Consider the following 13,133-nt stretch of genomic DNA (forward strand, 5'->3'; position numbering starts at 1 on the left):
GTGAATGCGCAGCGGGCAACGCTGCGGGCGAGGAGGATGGACGCGAGTGCGCGCTGAGTATGCCATCATCGGCGGTACCGGGGTGTACGACCCGGCGCTGCTCGAATCTCCCACCACCGAGATCGTCGACACACCGTACGGACAGGCCCAGGTGACCCTGGGCACATTCCAAGGGAAGTCCGTGGCGTTCATGCCCCGCCACGGCACGGGCCACAGCATCCCGCCGCACAAGGTGAACTACCGCGCCAACATCGCCGCGCTGAAGCAGTTGGGCGTGACGCAGGTATTGGCGACGGCCGCCGTCGGTTCGCTGCAGATGAAGTACGAGCCGGGTTCGTTGGTATTGATTGACGGTTTCCTCGACTTCACGAAGTCGCGGCCGACCACGTTTTTCGAATCGGGGCCGGTGGTGCACGTGGACATGACGGACCCGTACTGCGGGAGGTTGCGCCAGGCCGTGAAACAGGCGGCTGAGCGGCTGGGGATCCCCATTCACGACGGGGGGACCTACGTGTGTGCGGAGGGACCGCGCTTTGAGACGCCGCAGGAGATCCGGTTGTACCAGTCGTGGGGGGCGGCCGTGGTCGGCATGACGTCGGTGCCCGAGGTGGTTCTCGCCAAGGAGGCGGAGCTGTGCTATGCCACCGTCTGCATGGTGACCAATTATGGGGCGGGCATCAGCCCCACGCCGCTGACCCACGAAGAGGTCGTGGAGGAGATGGCGAAGAACGTGCATCGGATCCGGGCGCTGTTCTTCGACACCATCGCCCATCTGGACGGTGAACGGGACTGCCGGTGCCCACACGCGGTCGGCAGCCAGACGCCCTTGACGGGGCAGGCGGAAGGGGAGAGACGGCCCTGAAGGCGCTCGATTGGACAGGGACGGCGCTGCGCTTGCTCGACCAGACGCGCTTGCCGCACGAGTCCGTGTGGATCTCCTGCCAGAGCGCGGAGGATGTGGCGCAGGCCATTGAGCGGATGCAGGTCCGCGGCGCACCGGCCATCGCCATCGCGGCCGCATACGGTGTGGTACTGGCCGCCCAGGAGGCGGCCGCGGCGGGAGACGCCGGGTTTGATGCACAGGTGATGGCTGCCATCCGTCGGCTGTCCGCCACCCGGCCGACCGCGGTCAACCTGTTTCAGGCGATGCAGCGGCTGCAGGCGGTGTTGACGGAAGCGGAATCGCGCGCGCCGGCGGACATCGCGGCCCGCCTGGCGGCGGAGGCGGACGCGATGGCGGCAGAGGACATCGGGGTCAACCGGCGCATCGGAGACCTGGGTGCCCGCCTGTTCTCCAGCCCGGCGCGGGTCCTCACCCATTGCAACACCGGCTCGCTGGCGACGGTGGCATACGGGACGGCCCTCGGAGTGATCAGATCTCTGCATCGGGACGGAAAGCTCCTCCATGTCTGGGTCGACGAAACGCGCCCGTTTTTGCAAGGGGCGCGCTTGACCGCGTATGAACTGCTTGCGGACGGGATCCCGTTCACCCTGATCACGGACAACATGGCCGCCCACTTCATGCGCCAGGGACAGGTGGACGCGGTGGTGGTCGGTGCGGACCGCATCGCCGCGAATGGCGACACGGCCAACAAAATCGGCACCTATGGCTTGGCGGTTCTGTGCCGCCACCACGGCATTCCGTTTTACGTGGCGGCGCCGTCGACCACCTTTGATCTCACCATCCCCTCGGGGGATCACATTCCGATTGAAGAGCGGTCGGAACGCGAGGTCACGCACGTGCTCGGCCATCCTCTGGCACCGCCCGGCGTGCGGGCGGCGCATCCCGCGTTTGACGTGACCCCGGCGGACCTGATCACCGCCATCATCACCGAGCAGGGCGTGGTGGAGCGGCCGGATGCCGCGCGCGTGGCGGCTGTGCTGCGTTCAAGCGAAGGTGCGAGAGAGGGAGGAGGCAGGGGATGAGCCAAGTGTTGTTGGAGGTCGGCGCCCTCGTTTTGTCTGCGGACGCGGTGATCCCGGAGCCCGGATACATCCTCTGGCAGGACGGCGTGATCTTGGCCGTGGGCCGGGGGGTCTATCCGGGCCCGCGCGACCAGGTGGAGGTGATCTCGCGCCCGCGGGCGGTGGCCATCCCCGGTCTGGTCAACACCCACGGGCACGCGGCGATGACCTTGCTCCGCGGCATCGGGGACGACCTGCCGCTCCAGGCCTGGCTGACGGAACGGATTTATCCCACCGAAGCCAAGCTGACGGGGGAGGCGGTCTACTGGGGGACGTTACTGGCCTGCTGGGAGATGATTCAGTCGGGGACCACCTGCTTCACCGACATGTACTTCTTCATGCACGACGCCGCCCGGGCGGTGGAGGAGAGCGGTCTGCGGGCGGTGCTGTCGTGGGGCATGGTGGGGTTCGACGAACAAAACAGGACCCAGGGCATCCGAAACAGCCGTTCGTTCCACGCCCAGTGGCACCGGGCGGCACAGGGGCGCATCCAGGTCACGCTGGGCCCGCATGCGCCGTACACGTGTCCACCGGATTACTTGGCGGAGGTGGCGGAGCTGTCGGCGGAGCTGGGTGTCCCCATCCAAATCCACCTGTCCGAGACGAAGCGGGAAGTGGACGAGTGCATCGCAGAGCACGGTTGCACGCCCATCCGGTTGGCTGAACGCTGCGGATTGCTGAATCGCCCGGTGTTGGCTGCGCACTGCGTCCATCTGACGGAAGAGGATATCGCCCTCCTGCACGAACGGGATGTGCGGGTGGCGCACAATCCGCAGTCGAATCTCAAATTGGCGTCCGGCGTCGCGCCCGTGGTCGAGCTCCTGCGGGCCGGCGTCACCGTCGGCATCGGGACGGACGGCGCAGCCAGCAACAACAATCTGGACCTGTTCGAAGAACTGCGCTTAGCGGCCACTCTGCACAAAGGGGTGCGGCAGGACGCCACGGCCGTGACCGCGGGCGAGGCGTTCACGATGGCGACCTCGGCGGGCGCGCGGTGTGTGTTCCTCCCGGACGGGCACGGGACGCTCAACCCGGGGGCTGCGGCGGACATCGTCCTGTTGTCGCTCGACAGTGTCCATTTCCTGCCGACGTACGACCTGTTGTCAAACGTCGTGTACGCGGCGGGGGCAGGCGATGTCACGGATGTGTTCGTGGCAGGCCAGCCGCTGCTGCGCCAGGGAGAGCCCGTCACGCTGGATGTCGAGAGGATTCGCCACGAGGTACGCCGCCTCGAGGCCATTCTGGGGCCGCAGGCTTGAATCCGCGAGCACCTGCGCACGGGGGGCGGGCAGGACGCCAAACGCGCGAACCCGCGGGCGAAAACCCGCGGGCCCGCTCCCGGAGCGCTCGGTGCCGTGGATCAACCGCGCAGGAGAGCGTTGCGAAAATTGAACGCCATGCGGGGGTGCCCGAAGGAAAACGCACACGCCACCGCCTCTGTCCAGAGAAGGACTTCACCGGCCTGCCGGAGGTCCGCCCCGGCATCGGGCGTGCGCTGGGCCCGCGGTGATGAAGACCGCATATGAGGTGCACCTCCTCGCGTACAGCTAGTATGGGCGAGGGGGTCTCCGGTACACATGCGTTTCATGGCAAGAGAGGAGGCCGGCATGCGAATTCTCATCAGCAATGACGACGGTGTGCGGGCGCCGGGCATTCTCGCGCTGACACGCCGAATGGCCCAGTTGGGGGACGTGTTCGTGGTGGCGCCGGATCGCCAGCGGAGTGCGTCGAGCCACGGCATCACGTTCCACCGTCCACTGTATGTGGAGAAGCTGGAACTCGGGGCCGGCGAGACCGCAGCATACGCGGTGAGCGGCACACCCGTCGATTGTGTGAAGTGGGCCATCACGGTCCTCGGCAAGGACCTGCCCTTCGATTGGATGGTCTCCGGGATCAACGAAGGCGCCAATTTGGCGGTGGACGTGCTGTACTCCGGCACGGTGGCCGCAGCCGGAGAGGCCGCGCTGCGCCGAGTGCCGGCCATGGCCCTGTCCCTGTGCGGTCCGCCTTGGCCCTTCGATGAGGCTGCCGAAGCGGCCCTCGCATTGGTGGAAGCGTTCATGCAGGAGCGTGACGCCTGGCCCGCCGACACCTTTCTGAACGTGAATTTCCCGGCCCAGGGTCTCCGGGAAGCGCCGTGGCGAGCCACCGAGCTGGGGGCCCGCGGCTACCGGGACGCCTTCCGGCAAGAGGTGGACGGAGAAGGCAGGCTGTGCTACCGGTATGCGGGCGAGGCGGTGGAGGAGCTCGGGGGGCCGTCCACTGACGTCATCACCGTGCAAACCGGCGCCATCAGCGTCACGCCGCTGCGTTACCGATTTACAAATCAGGATTGGCTTGCTACGCTGGAAACGTGGATGGCGCGCTCATCGCGGAATCGTGGAGGATGAACAGATGGCGGAAACCCAACCGGATGGAAAGCTGTCGGTGATTGGAACGCATATTCTGACCGCCACCGAAGATCTGTATCAGTTGGTGGATTTTTTGAATCGGAACCTCAAGGACAAGAACGTCGTGTTCGGCCTGGCGAAAGCACCGAACGCGGAGGGGAAGATGGTTCTGACCCTGTACAGGGCGTGATGGCATGAGCGCATGGAAAATTTGGTTGACCACTGCCGTCCTCGTCCTTCTTTTGGGCGCAGTCGCCCTGTTCTTCGCGGTCTGGAACAACATGGACAGCGAATGGCGGCAGGAGACGGCCGCGGCCCAATACGCCCTCGATCACACCCCCATCGACCGGATTGACGGACACGACCTGTTCACCGGCGCCGGCGTGCAGGAGGTGTTCACCGGCGAGGACGTGTTCGGACGCCGTTGGTACGCCTTCGTGATGCCCGCGCCCCGGGGCGCGGCTGCGCCGTTCGTGGTGAAGTCCGTGCAGGCGGACCAGGTGATGCCTGGCGACGAGATTGCCCGGCGCGTGGCCAAAAACCACCTGCACGTCACGAGCGTGCACGTCGGGTACGTCGATGCACAATCCGCCTCCGCTTTCCATGCCGATTCCGGCGTGGTGTGGGAGGTGGAGGCGACGGACACGAGCCAGCGCCGCATGTTCCTGTATTACGACGGGCACAGTGGTCAGCTCCTGTGGACCTCCGGTCCGCTGCAGGGGCAGGATCCCGGAGAACTGTGGAAAGAAGTGTTGTCAACATAAAACGTCTGTCCATGCTATACTGAGGACATGGCAGAAATTCTGAAACGGCGAGGAGGCGGCCTGGGATGTTGCGCATCCGCCTCGTACCGGTCATCTTCATCGTGATCCTCAGCCTGGCCATCCTGTTCGGGGCATGGCGGGTGTACCAACACCTGAACGTCGTCGGCCCGCTGCAAGAAAATCTGCAGAAGGTAGAGGGCGTGCAATCGGTCGAAGTGGAGGCCGGCAATCCCACGGTGATCCATGTCCAGTTGGGGCCGGTGCCTGATCTCCAGACCGCCTACACGGATCTTGTGCACACCGTCTCGGGCACCATCAGCGGGCCCGAGAGTTTGTTGATAGAGGACCGGCGCAGCCCGCAGTTGGTGTCCGCCTATGAATCGCTGACGCCGACGTTGATGGAAGGGGTCGCCAGCGGCCGATACAGGGAGATGATCGCCAACGTGGCCGACGAGGCCAAGCGCCTGGGGGTTCAGGCGAAGGTGACCATGGACGAACACAACATCTATATCCAATTGTCCAGCGGCGACCACTACCTGTACAAGGTCCTCCCGTACACGCTGCATCAAGGAGGTGGATCGTCTTGATCAAGGAGTGGATCGTCGGTGTCGCCATCGCGGTGCTGGTGTTCCTGGCGGTCTTGGGTTATAACGTGCTGCCGCTCTTTTTCCTCGCGGCGATTTCGGTAGCGTTGTGGTACATGCTGGACCGGCGCGGCGCGGTGTCGGTCGCGCCGCGCGAGGCGATGGTCAAGCACCAGGTGTCGTTTGACCAGATCGGCGGCCAGGAGCACGCCAAGCGGGAACTGATGGAGGCGCTCGACTTCCTGAAGTACCGGGATCGCATCCGGTCCCTCGGGATCCGTCCGCTCAAGGGCATCCTGTTGACCGGGCCTCCGGGGACGGGCAAGACCTTGATGGCGAAGGCGGCGGCGACCTACACGGACTCGGTTTTCTTGTCGGCGGCGGGCAGTGAATTCGTGGAGATGTACGTGGGCGTCGGCGCACAGCGCGTGCGCGAACTGTTCCGGCGGGCGCGCGCCCTGGCAAAGAAGGAAGGCAAAGACAGCGCCATCATCTTCATCGACGAGATCGACGTCCTGGGGGCGCGGCGGGGCCAGCACAGCCATCAGGAGTATGATCAGACGCTCAACCAGTTGCTGACGGAGATGGACGGCATGTCCACCACCCAGACGCCGATGGTTCTCGTGATGGCGGCCACCAACCGCCCGGACATGTTGGACGCCGCTCTCCTGCGGCCGGGGCGGTTCGACCGGCAGATTAAGGTCGATCTCCCGGACAAGGAAGGCCGCTTGCACATCCTGCGCATCCAGACGCAGGGCAAGCCGTTGGCCGCCGATGTCGACCTGGAGCACATCGCCGGCGAGACCTACGGATTTTCCGGCGCGCAGTTGGAGTCCCTCGTCAACGAGGCGGCCATCATGGCGTTGCGTCAGAATAAACAGGAGATCACACAGGAGATGTTCCGCGACGCCGTGGACAAGGTCCTGATGGGGGAGAAAACGGGGCGGAAGCCGACGCCCGAGGAGCTGCAGCGCGTGGCGGTGCACGAGCTCGGGCATGCCATCGTCAGTGAGTTGATGCGGCCGGGCACGGTGTCGCACATCACCATCGCGCCGCGCGGCAACGCCCTCGGCTTTGTCCGCCAAATCCCGGAGAGCGACCGGTACCTGTACACCAAGGAGCAGTTGGAGCAGCAGATCAACGTGGCTCTTGCCGGGTGCCTGGCGGAGGAGTTGCACTACGGGAACCGCAGCACCGGCGCACAGAACGACTTCATGCAAGCGTCTTCCTTGGCGCGGACGATGGTCCGGTGCGGGCTGTCCCGCATCGGGATCGTCGACGAGGAGAACCTGCCGGAGACGGTGCTCGACACGGAGGTGCGCCACATCCTGTCCGAACAGGAGAAGGTGACGCGGGCATTGCTCGCCCCGTACAAAGAGGATATCGCCGCTTTCGCCAGCCACGTGGTGGAAGAAGAGAGTGTCGACGGCGATGCGTTTCGGCGGTGGCTCGAAGGCGTGCACGCGCGTAAGGCACAACCGGAGGCGAACGCCGCCTGCGCGGCTGCCTTGGCACCGGACGGGGGACGGATGGTTCCTGGGACGGAAGGGTTGCAGGCCGGCGCGTGACGCCCCGGTGTCCAGCGACGCCCGTCGCTAGCGTACGATGCCATGCGTCAAGGGTAGGCCGTGGAGGATTGGGTCCGCGGCCTTTTTCGCGCGCCCGGAAGCGGGGCCGAGACGGACCCCGTTCGACAGGGGCGGATGTGGTATAATCCGTTTGATCGCAAGTCTTAGGAGGCAAAATCGTGAGCCCCATTACCACCATCGACAAAGTCGGCGACTACGTCGGACAAGCGGTCACCTTGCGCGGGTGGCTGTACAACAAACGCTCCAGCGGCAAGATTCAATTCCTTCAGGTGCGGGATGGCACCGGGGTGATCCAATGCGTCGCGGTCAAGAGCGAAGTCGGTGACGAGGTGTTTGCGGCCTGTGACGCCCTGACGCAGGAGTGCTCCCTGATTGTGGAGGGCGTGGTCCGGCGCGACGAGCGCGCGAAGGGCGGTTACGAATTGTCCGTCCTCCGCGTGGAACGGGTGGGCACGTCCACCGATTATCCGATCACGCTGAAGGAGCACGGCGTCGACTTCCTGCTCGACCATCGCCACCTGTGGATCCGCACGCCGCGCCAGCGCGCCATCCTGAAGGTGCGTGCCGAGGTCATGCGGGCGATGGCCGATTTTCTCGACGGAGACGGTTTTACGCGCGTCGATCCGCCGGTGCTGACCCCCTCTTCCTGTGAAGGGACCACGGAGCTGTTCCACACCCAGTATTTCGATGAGGACGCGTATTTGACGCAGAGCGGGCAGATGTACCTCGAGGCCGCGGCGATGGCCTTGGGCAAAGTGTACTCCATGGGCCCGGCGTTCCGAGCCGAGCGCTCCAAGACCCGTCGCCATCTGATTGAATTCTGGATGATTGAGCCAGAGATGGCGTTCTATACGCACGAGGACAACGTGCGGCTGCAGGAGGCGTTCGTCAGTCACGTCGTGCGCCACGTGCTGACCACTTGCGAAAATGAACTTGCCACCATCGGCCGGGATATCGCGAAGTTGGAACGGATTGAGCCGCCGTTCCCGCGCCTTTCCTATGACGAGGCCATTGCGTGGTTGCAACGGCACGGACACGACATCCGGTGGGGAGACGATTTCGGCGCGCCGCACGAGACCGAGCTGGCGGCCCAATTCGATCGCCCGGTCTTCATCGAGCGCTATCCGACCCAGATCAAGGCGTTCTACATGCAGCCGGACCCGGAACGGCCGGAGGTGGTCCTGTGCGCGGACCTGCTCGCTCCGGAGGGTTACGGCGAGATCATCGGCGGCAGCCAGCGCATCCACGATTACGACCTGATGCGCCAACGATTCGAGGAGCATCGGCTGCCGATGGACACCTACGGCTGGTATCTCGACCTTCGCAAGTACGGATCGGTGCCCCACGCTGGATTCGGCATCGGGCTGGAGCGGACGGTCGCCTGGATCTGCGGGCTGGAACACGTCCGGGAGGCCATTCCGTTCCCGCGCATGCTGTACCGGCTGTACCCTTGAGCTGCATCCTTTCGAAATCCTCGCCGGAGGGAGCGTGGCAGCATGAAACCGCCGGAACGCCAGTCGGTCGAAGCGGACGTGCTCGCCGGGCCGTTTGTCAGCATTCCGTACGCCTTGCTGGCAAGGGTGGGGGAGCTGGACATCCAACCCGCCCCGCTGCTGGTCCTCCTGCAGATTGTCGCGGCGAGCCAGGTGCAACAAAAGGATTTTCTCACGCCCCAGGAACTGGCCACGCGTTGCGGCATGAGCCCGTACGATGTCGCGGAGACCATCGGTGCGTTGGTGGAAGCGAACCTCCTCGCCATCGGCGTTCGGATGGAGCCCGACGGTACGCACAGCAATTACTTCGACCTGCGCCCGCTGTGGAATGCCCTGCGGCCGCGGGAGCCGGCGCGTCCCGCCGCGGAGACGGCGGAGCTGGAGCGGGCGAAGGACATCGTCACGCTGTTCGAGGAGGAGTTCGGCCGTCCCCTGTCCGGGCTGGAGTGCGAACAGATCCGGCACTGGCTGGAGCAGGACGCGCACCCCGAGTGGATGATCGTCGAGGCGCTGCGCGAGGCGGTCCTGGCCAACAAATACAGCTTTAAATACATCGACCGCGTCCTGTACGACTGGCAGCGGCACCACATCCGCAGCCGGGCAGACCTGGAGGCGTATCAGGCGCAGCACCGCGAGCGGGCAAGGGGCAAAGACGAGACCGCCGCGGGGCGGGCGGACCGGCGGCAGGGCCGCGGATCGGCGGTGCAGAAACCGGAACGGGATGAGCGGTACAACGCCTTCTACGAATTGTTCCCGGACGTGTGATCCGGCGCGCCTCGGGGGCGCATGGACGGCCGCCTGGCCGGCCGTGGACTCCGTCCGCCCGGCCAAGTCCGGCGTCCGGATCGGCCTCCCGGGCTTTACGGCCCACGCGGGGTGGACAATCTGATCTTGTCATGGCGCACGGCGCCGCAGGAGGTACATATGCCGAAAGAAAAAGAGTTCGTCAAAGAGATCACGCCCCAGAGCGAAGATTTTTCCCGCTGGTACATCGATGTCATCCGCAAGGCGGACCTGATGGACTACGCCCCTGTGCGCGGCTGCATCGTCTTCAAGCCGGACGGGTATGAGCTGTGGGAGGCCTGCCAGCGTGAGCTGGACCAGCGATTCAAGGCGACGGGTCACCGCAACGCGTACTTTCCGTTGTTCATCCCGGAGAGCTTCTTCGAGAAGGAGAAAGAGCACGTCGAGGGCTTCAACCCTGAGTTGCCCTGGGTGACCGAGGCGGGCGGAGAGAAGTTGGAAGAGCGCCTGGCCGTGCGCCCGACGTCGGAGACCATCATCGGCCACATGTACGCGCAGTGGATTCAATCCTACCGCGACCTGCCGGTGTTGATCAATCAGTGGGCCAACGTGGTGCGGTGGGAGAAACGCACTCTGCCGTTTCTGCGCACGAGCGAGTTTCTGTGGCAAGAAGGGCACACAGCCCACGCGACGGAGGACGAAGCGCGGGCGGAGACGATGCAGATGCTCGACGTGTACACCGACTTCGTGGAGAAAGTGTTGGCGATACCGGTCTACCGCGGGCAGAAGACGCCGCTCGAGAAGTTCGCGGGCGCGGTGGACACGTACTCCATCGAGGCGATGATGAAAGACGGCAAGGCCCTTCAGGCCGGCACGTCCCACTACCTGGGCCAAAATTTCTCGCGCAGCTTCAACATCCAGTTCCTCGACCGGGACAACACCTTGAAGTTCGCATACACCACGTCGTGGGGCATGAGCACCCGTATCCTTGGCGCCCTCATCATGGTCCACGGAGACGACCGGGGACTCGTGTTGCCGCCGCGCATCGCACCGACGCAGGTGGTCGTGATCCCCATCGGGCCCCAGAAGGAGCGCGAGCGGGTGGTCGGCCATGCGCGGGATCTCCACCGGCGCCTGGTTGCGGCCGGATTGCGCGTGCGCATCGATGATCGCGAAGACTTCAGCCCCGGCTGGAAGTTCAATGAATACGAGATGCGGGGCATTCCGGTGCGGCTCGAGTTGGGACCGCGCGATCTCGACGCAGCCCAGGTGGTCCTGGTGCGCCGCGACACCGGCGAGAAGATCCCGGTGCCGGAAGGGGAGCTGTTCAACCGGCTGCCGGCCCTGCTCGACGAGATCCAGGCCAACCTGTATCAGATGGCCCTGGCGTTCCGCCAAGCCAACGAGCACGTGGCCGAGTCGTTCGACCAACTGACGGATATCATCCAGAACCAACGCGGCTTTGTGCTCGCGGGCTGGTGCGGAGACGACGCCTGCGAGAAGGCCGTCAAGGAGGCGTGCGGAGCCACCAGCCGCAACATCCCGTTCGATCCGCCGACCCGTCTCGACCATTGCGTGGTGTGCGGGAAGCCCGCCGCGCACTCCGTCTGGTTCGCGAAATCGTATTAAGCGCGGCTGCGGGCCCTGCCCTGGCCGAACACCCAGACAACGACACACGCGCTTCACATCCGCCCCTGGACCTGGGGCGGATTTTTTCGTGACCCTCTGGGGCGCGACGACACTCGGTCAAGACCCTTCCCGTATACTGGAGGTGTTTGGGAAAGTAGCCCATACCTCATCTGGACACACGAATTGGCTCCGGCCATTCGGAATGGGAGGGTCCGCATGAGAGGTATCGTGCTCGGCGTCTTATCGTCAGCGTTCTTCGCGGCGACGTTTCTCCTCAACCGCAAGATGAGCCTGTCCGGCGGCAGTTGGGTGTGGAGTGCGTCCTTACGCTATCTGTGGATGGTGCCGATCTTAGGCGCTGTGGTGGCGATGCGCAGGCGGGCACCCGATCTGTGGCGGGAGATGCGCCGCCACCCTGTGCAGTGGCTCGTGTGGAGCAGCGTCGGGTTCGGGCTGTTCTACGTTCCCCTGTGCTTTTCCGCAGCCTACGGCCCCGCGTGGCTTCTCGCCTGCACCTGGCAGATCACCATCCTCGCCGGTTCCCTTGTCGCACCCTGGATCCACGAACCGGCGGGGGACGCCGCCCAGCCTGTCATCCGGCGGCGAGGATCTCCATCGCGCATTCCACTCGCCAGTCTCGCGATGTCTCTCGTCATCTTGGCGGGCATCGCCCTCGTCGAGTTTCAGCAGGCGAAAAGCGTTCCCATGCGTGACGCCATCCTCGCGGCGGTCCCCGTGCTGCTCGCTGCATTCGCCTATCCGCTTGGCAACCGCAAGATGATGGCGTTGTGCGGAGGACGGTTGCACGCTTATGAGCGGACGTTCGGCATGACCCTCGCCAGCCTGCCCCTGTGGTTGGCCCTGGCCGCCTATGGGATGTTCATCGACGGCCCGCCGAGTTTGGGGCAAGTGGTTCAATCCCTGCTGGTGGCCGTCTTGTCCGGTGTGGTGGCGACGGTCCTCTTTTTTTCCGCCACGGACCGGGCACACGGCGATCCGATCCGATTGGCCGCCGTGGAGGCGACCCAGTCCGGTGAGGTATTGTTCACTGCGCTTGCGGAATGGCTGTTTCTCTGTGACGCCAGACCCTCGCCGAGAGCCGTCATGGGAATGGGGATGGTGGTGCTGGGGATGGTGTGCCACAGCTTCACGGCGCAAACGACGTCCAGCCACCCACAGATAAACCGTGAAGCAGAATCGCAAAGCTCCTCCTGAACCGAGCGACAGACACAGGCCGCCTCGTCACGCGATGAAGCGGGCTGTGTCATGTCGGTATGGCGCGGTCGAATCCCCATTGTCAGGACTGCGTGTGCAAATCGACGGCCGGCTCTCGGCCGATTGCCGGGACGGCGCCATCATCGCTCCAGGGTGCGCCGTCCGCGGTGGCGTCGTCCAGCCACCGTTCCCACGCACCCACGTCTGTCGCCTGCGTCTCATTCCCTCGGGATCGGCTCCACGGTTTCCACACGGTCGGTCACCCCTTTACGGACAACCTTCCCAGTTCATGCTTATCCCATCACCCGAGACAGTGAGGTTTGGTGACAAATCGGTGACAGCATCGCAGGCACGGACGGCGCAGGGGAACTCCGTTTCCATGACCGTTCAAGTTGCCGTGGCCGTTCAACGCCGCGGGAGGTAGGAACAGGTGCGCAAAATTTCCACCAGTTGGCGTGCACTTCTCACCTGGGCACCGGCGCGAATGGCGGCTTCCCGCGCATCGGCGGTGAGCAAATCGTAGTGCGGGTGCCGTGGCGAGTTATGCAACCAGCGCGGCGGCAGGCCGATGCGCCGGGCGAATGCGTGCAGCTCCTCGAGGCTCTCGGATGAGATGAGATGAATGCCGTCAGTGTAGATCAATCGGAATCCCCCGATGGGCAGAATGTACACGGTCTTCCCCTTATATATCACAAAAGTCGATGGACGTATCCGCATACGCGATGACGCGCCCCTCGCGCAGGATGGTATATTCTTGCCA

14 protein-coding genes are annotated in these 13,133 nt (G+C 64.7%); 12 read left to right on the top strand and 2 right to left on the bottom strand.

The window, feature by feature from the left end; translation table 11 throughout:
- Positions 1–46: 46 nt before the first annotated feature.
- From mtnP to BM357_RS14500, 12 genes are all read left to right on the top strand, one after another.
- A complete protein-coding gene (mtnP, locus tag BM357_RS14445; protein ID WP_245784017.1) occupies positions 47–862 on the top strand; it encodes an S-methyl-5'-thioadenosine phosphorylase in 816 nt (271 codons plus the stop codon).
- The gene (mtnA, locus tag BM357_RS14450; protein WP_342741631.1) at positions 796–1,926 is read left to right on the top strand and encodes an S-methyl-5-thioribose-1-phosphate isomerase; all 1,131 of its coding nucleotides are present in this window, start codon (positions 796–798) and stop codon (positions 1,924–1,926) included. The genes mtnP and mtnA overlap by 67 nt, the downstream gene beginning before the upstream one ends.
- Complete coding sequence (locus tag BM357_RS14455) at positions 1,923–3,224, top strand: amidohydrolase (protein WP_074954962.1); 1,302 nt, start codon at positions 1,923–1,925, stop codon at positions 3,222–3,224. Before mtnA ends, BM357_RS14455 begins: the two co-directional genes overlap by 4 nt.
- Positions 3,225–3,572: 348 nt before the next feature.
- A complete protein-coding gene (gene surE, locus BM357_RS14460; RefSeq protein ID WP_074954965.1) occupies positions 3,573–4,355 on the top strand; it encodes a 5'/3'-nucleotidase SurE in 783 nt (260 codons plus the stop codon).
- 4 nt (positions 4,356–4,359) lie between these two features.
- Positions 4,360–4,545: a YpmA family protein gene (locus BM357_RS14465; protein WP_074954968.1), complete on the top strand. Its 186-nt coding sequence runs from the start codon at positions 4,360–4,362 to the stop codon at positions 4,543–4,545.
- Positions 4,546–4,549: 4 nt separating this feature from the next.
- Entirely contained in the window at positions 4,550–5,119 is a 570-nt protein-coding gene (locus BM357_RS14470) for a hypothetical protein (RefSeq protein ID WP_074954972.1), read from the top strand.
- 65 nt (positions 5,120–5,184) lie between these two features.
- The gene (locus BM357_RS14475; RefSeq protein WP_074954975.1) at positions 5,185–5,706 is read left to right on the top strand and encodes a hypothetical protein; all 522 of its coding nucleotides are present in this window, start codon (positions 5,185–5,187) and stop codon (positions 5,704–5,706) included.
- Positions 5,703–7,271, top strand: coding sequence for an AAA family ATPase (locus tag BM357_RS14480; RefSeq protein ID WP_175511548.1), 1,569 nt, complete (start codon positions 5,703–5,705; stop codon positions 7,269–7,271). The genes BM357_RS14475 and BM357_RS14480 overlap by 4 nt, the downstream gene beginning before the upstream one ends.
- A 179-nt stretch (positions 7,272–7,450) precedes the next feature.
- The gene (asnS, locus tag BM357_RS14485) at positions 7,451–8,746 is read left to right on the top strand and encodes an asparagine--tRNA ligase (RefSeq protein ID WP_074954978.1); all 1,296 of its coding nucleotides are present in this window, start codon (positions 7,451–7,453) and stop codon (positions 8,744–8,746) included.
- Between the two features lie 42 nt (positions 8,747–8,788).
- The gene (locus tag BM357_RS14490) at positions 8,789–9,550 is read left to right on the top strand and encodes a DnaD domain-containing protein (RefSeq protein ID WP_074954981.1); all 762 of its coding nucleotides are present in this window, start codon (positions 8,789–8,791) and stop codon (positions 9,548–9,550) included.
- Between the two features lie 159 nt (positions 9,551–9,709).
- On the top strand, positions 9,710–11,158 hold the full coding sequence (gene proS, locus BM357_RS14495) for a proline--tRNA ligase (RefSeq protein WP_074954984.1): 1,449 nt from the start codon (positions 9,710–9,712) through the stop codon (positions 11,156–11,158).
- A 216-nt stretch (positions 11,159–11,374) separates the two neighbouring features.
- On the top strand, positions 11,375–12,373 hold the full coding sequence (locus BM357_RS14500; RefSeq protein WP_074954987.1) for a DMT family transporter: 999 nt from the start codon (positions 11,375–11,377) through the stop codon (positions 12,371–12,373).
- An 82-nt stretch (positions 12,374–12,455) separates the two neighbouring features.
- Here BM357_RS14500 and BM357_RS19940 read toward each other — a convergent pair whose 3' ends face one another.
- Together BM357_RS19940 and BM357_RS14505 are read right to left on the bottom strand one after the other, a co-directional pair.
- Entirely contained in the window at positions 12,456–12,626 is a 171-nt protein-coding gene (locus BM357_RS19940) for a hypothetical protein (protein ID WP_175511549.1), read from the bottom strand.
- Between the two features lie 152 nt (positions 12,627–12,778).
- Entirely contained in the window at positions 12,779–13,015 is a 237-nt protein-coding gene (locus BM357_RS14505; RefSeq protein WP_217647699.1) for a DUF4031 domain-containing protein, read from the bottom strand.
- Between the last annotated feature and the right edge of the window lie 118 nt (positions 13,016–13,133).

The sequence above is a fragment of the Paenalicyclobacillus macrosporangiidus genome (genome assembly GCF_900116805.1).
In the GTDB taxonomy this organism is placed as follows: domain Bacteria; phylum Bacillota; class Bacilli; order Alicyclobacillales; family Alicyclobacillaceae; genus Alicyclobacillus_H; species Alicyclobacillus_H macrosporangiidus.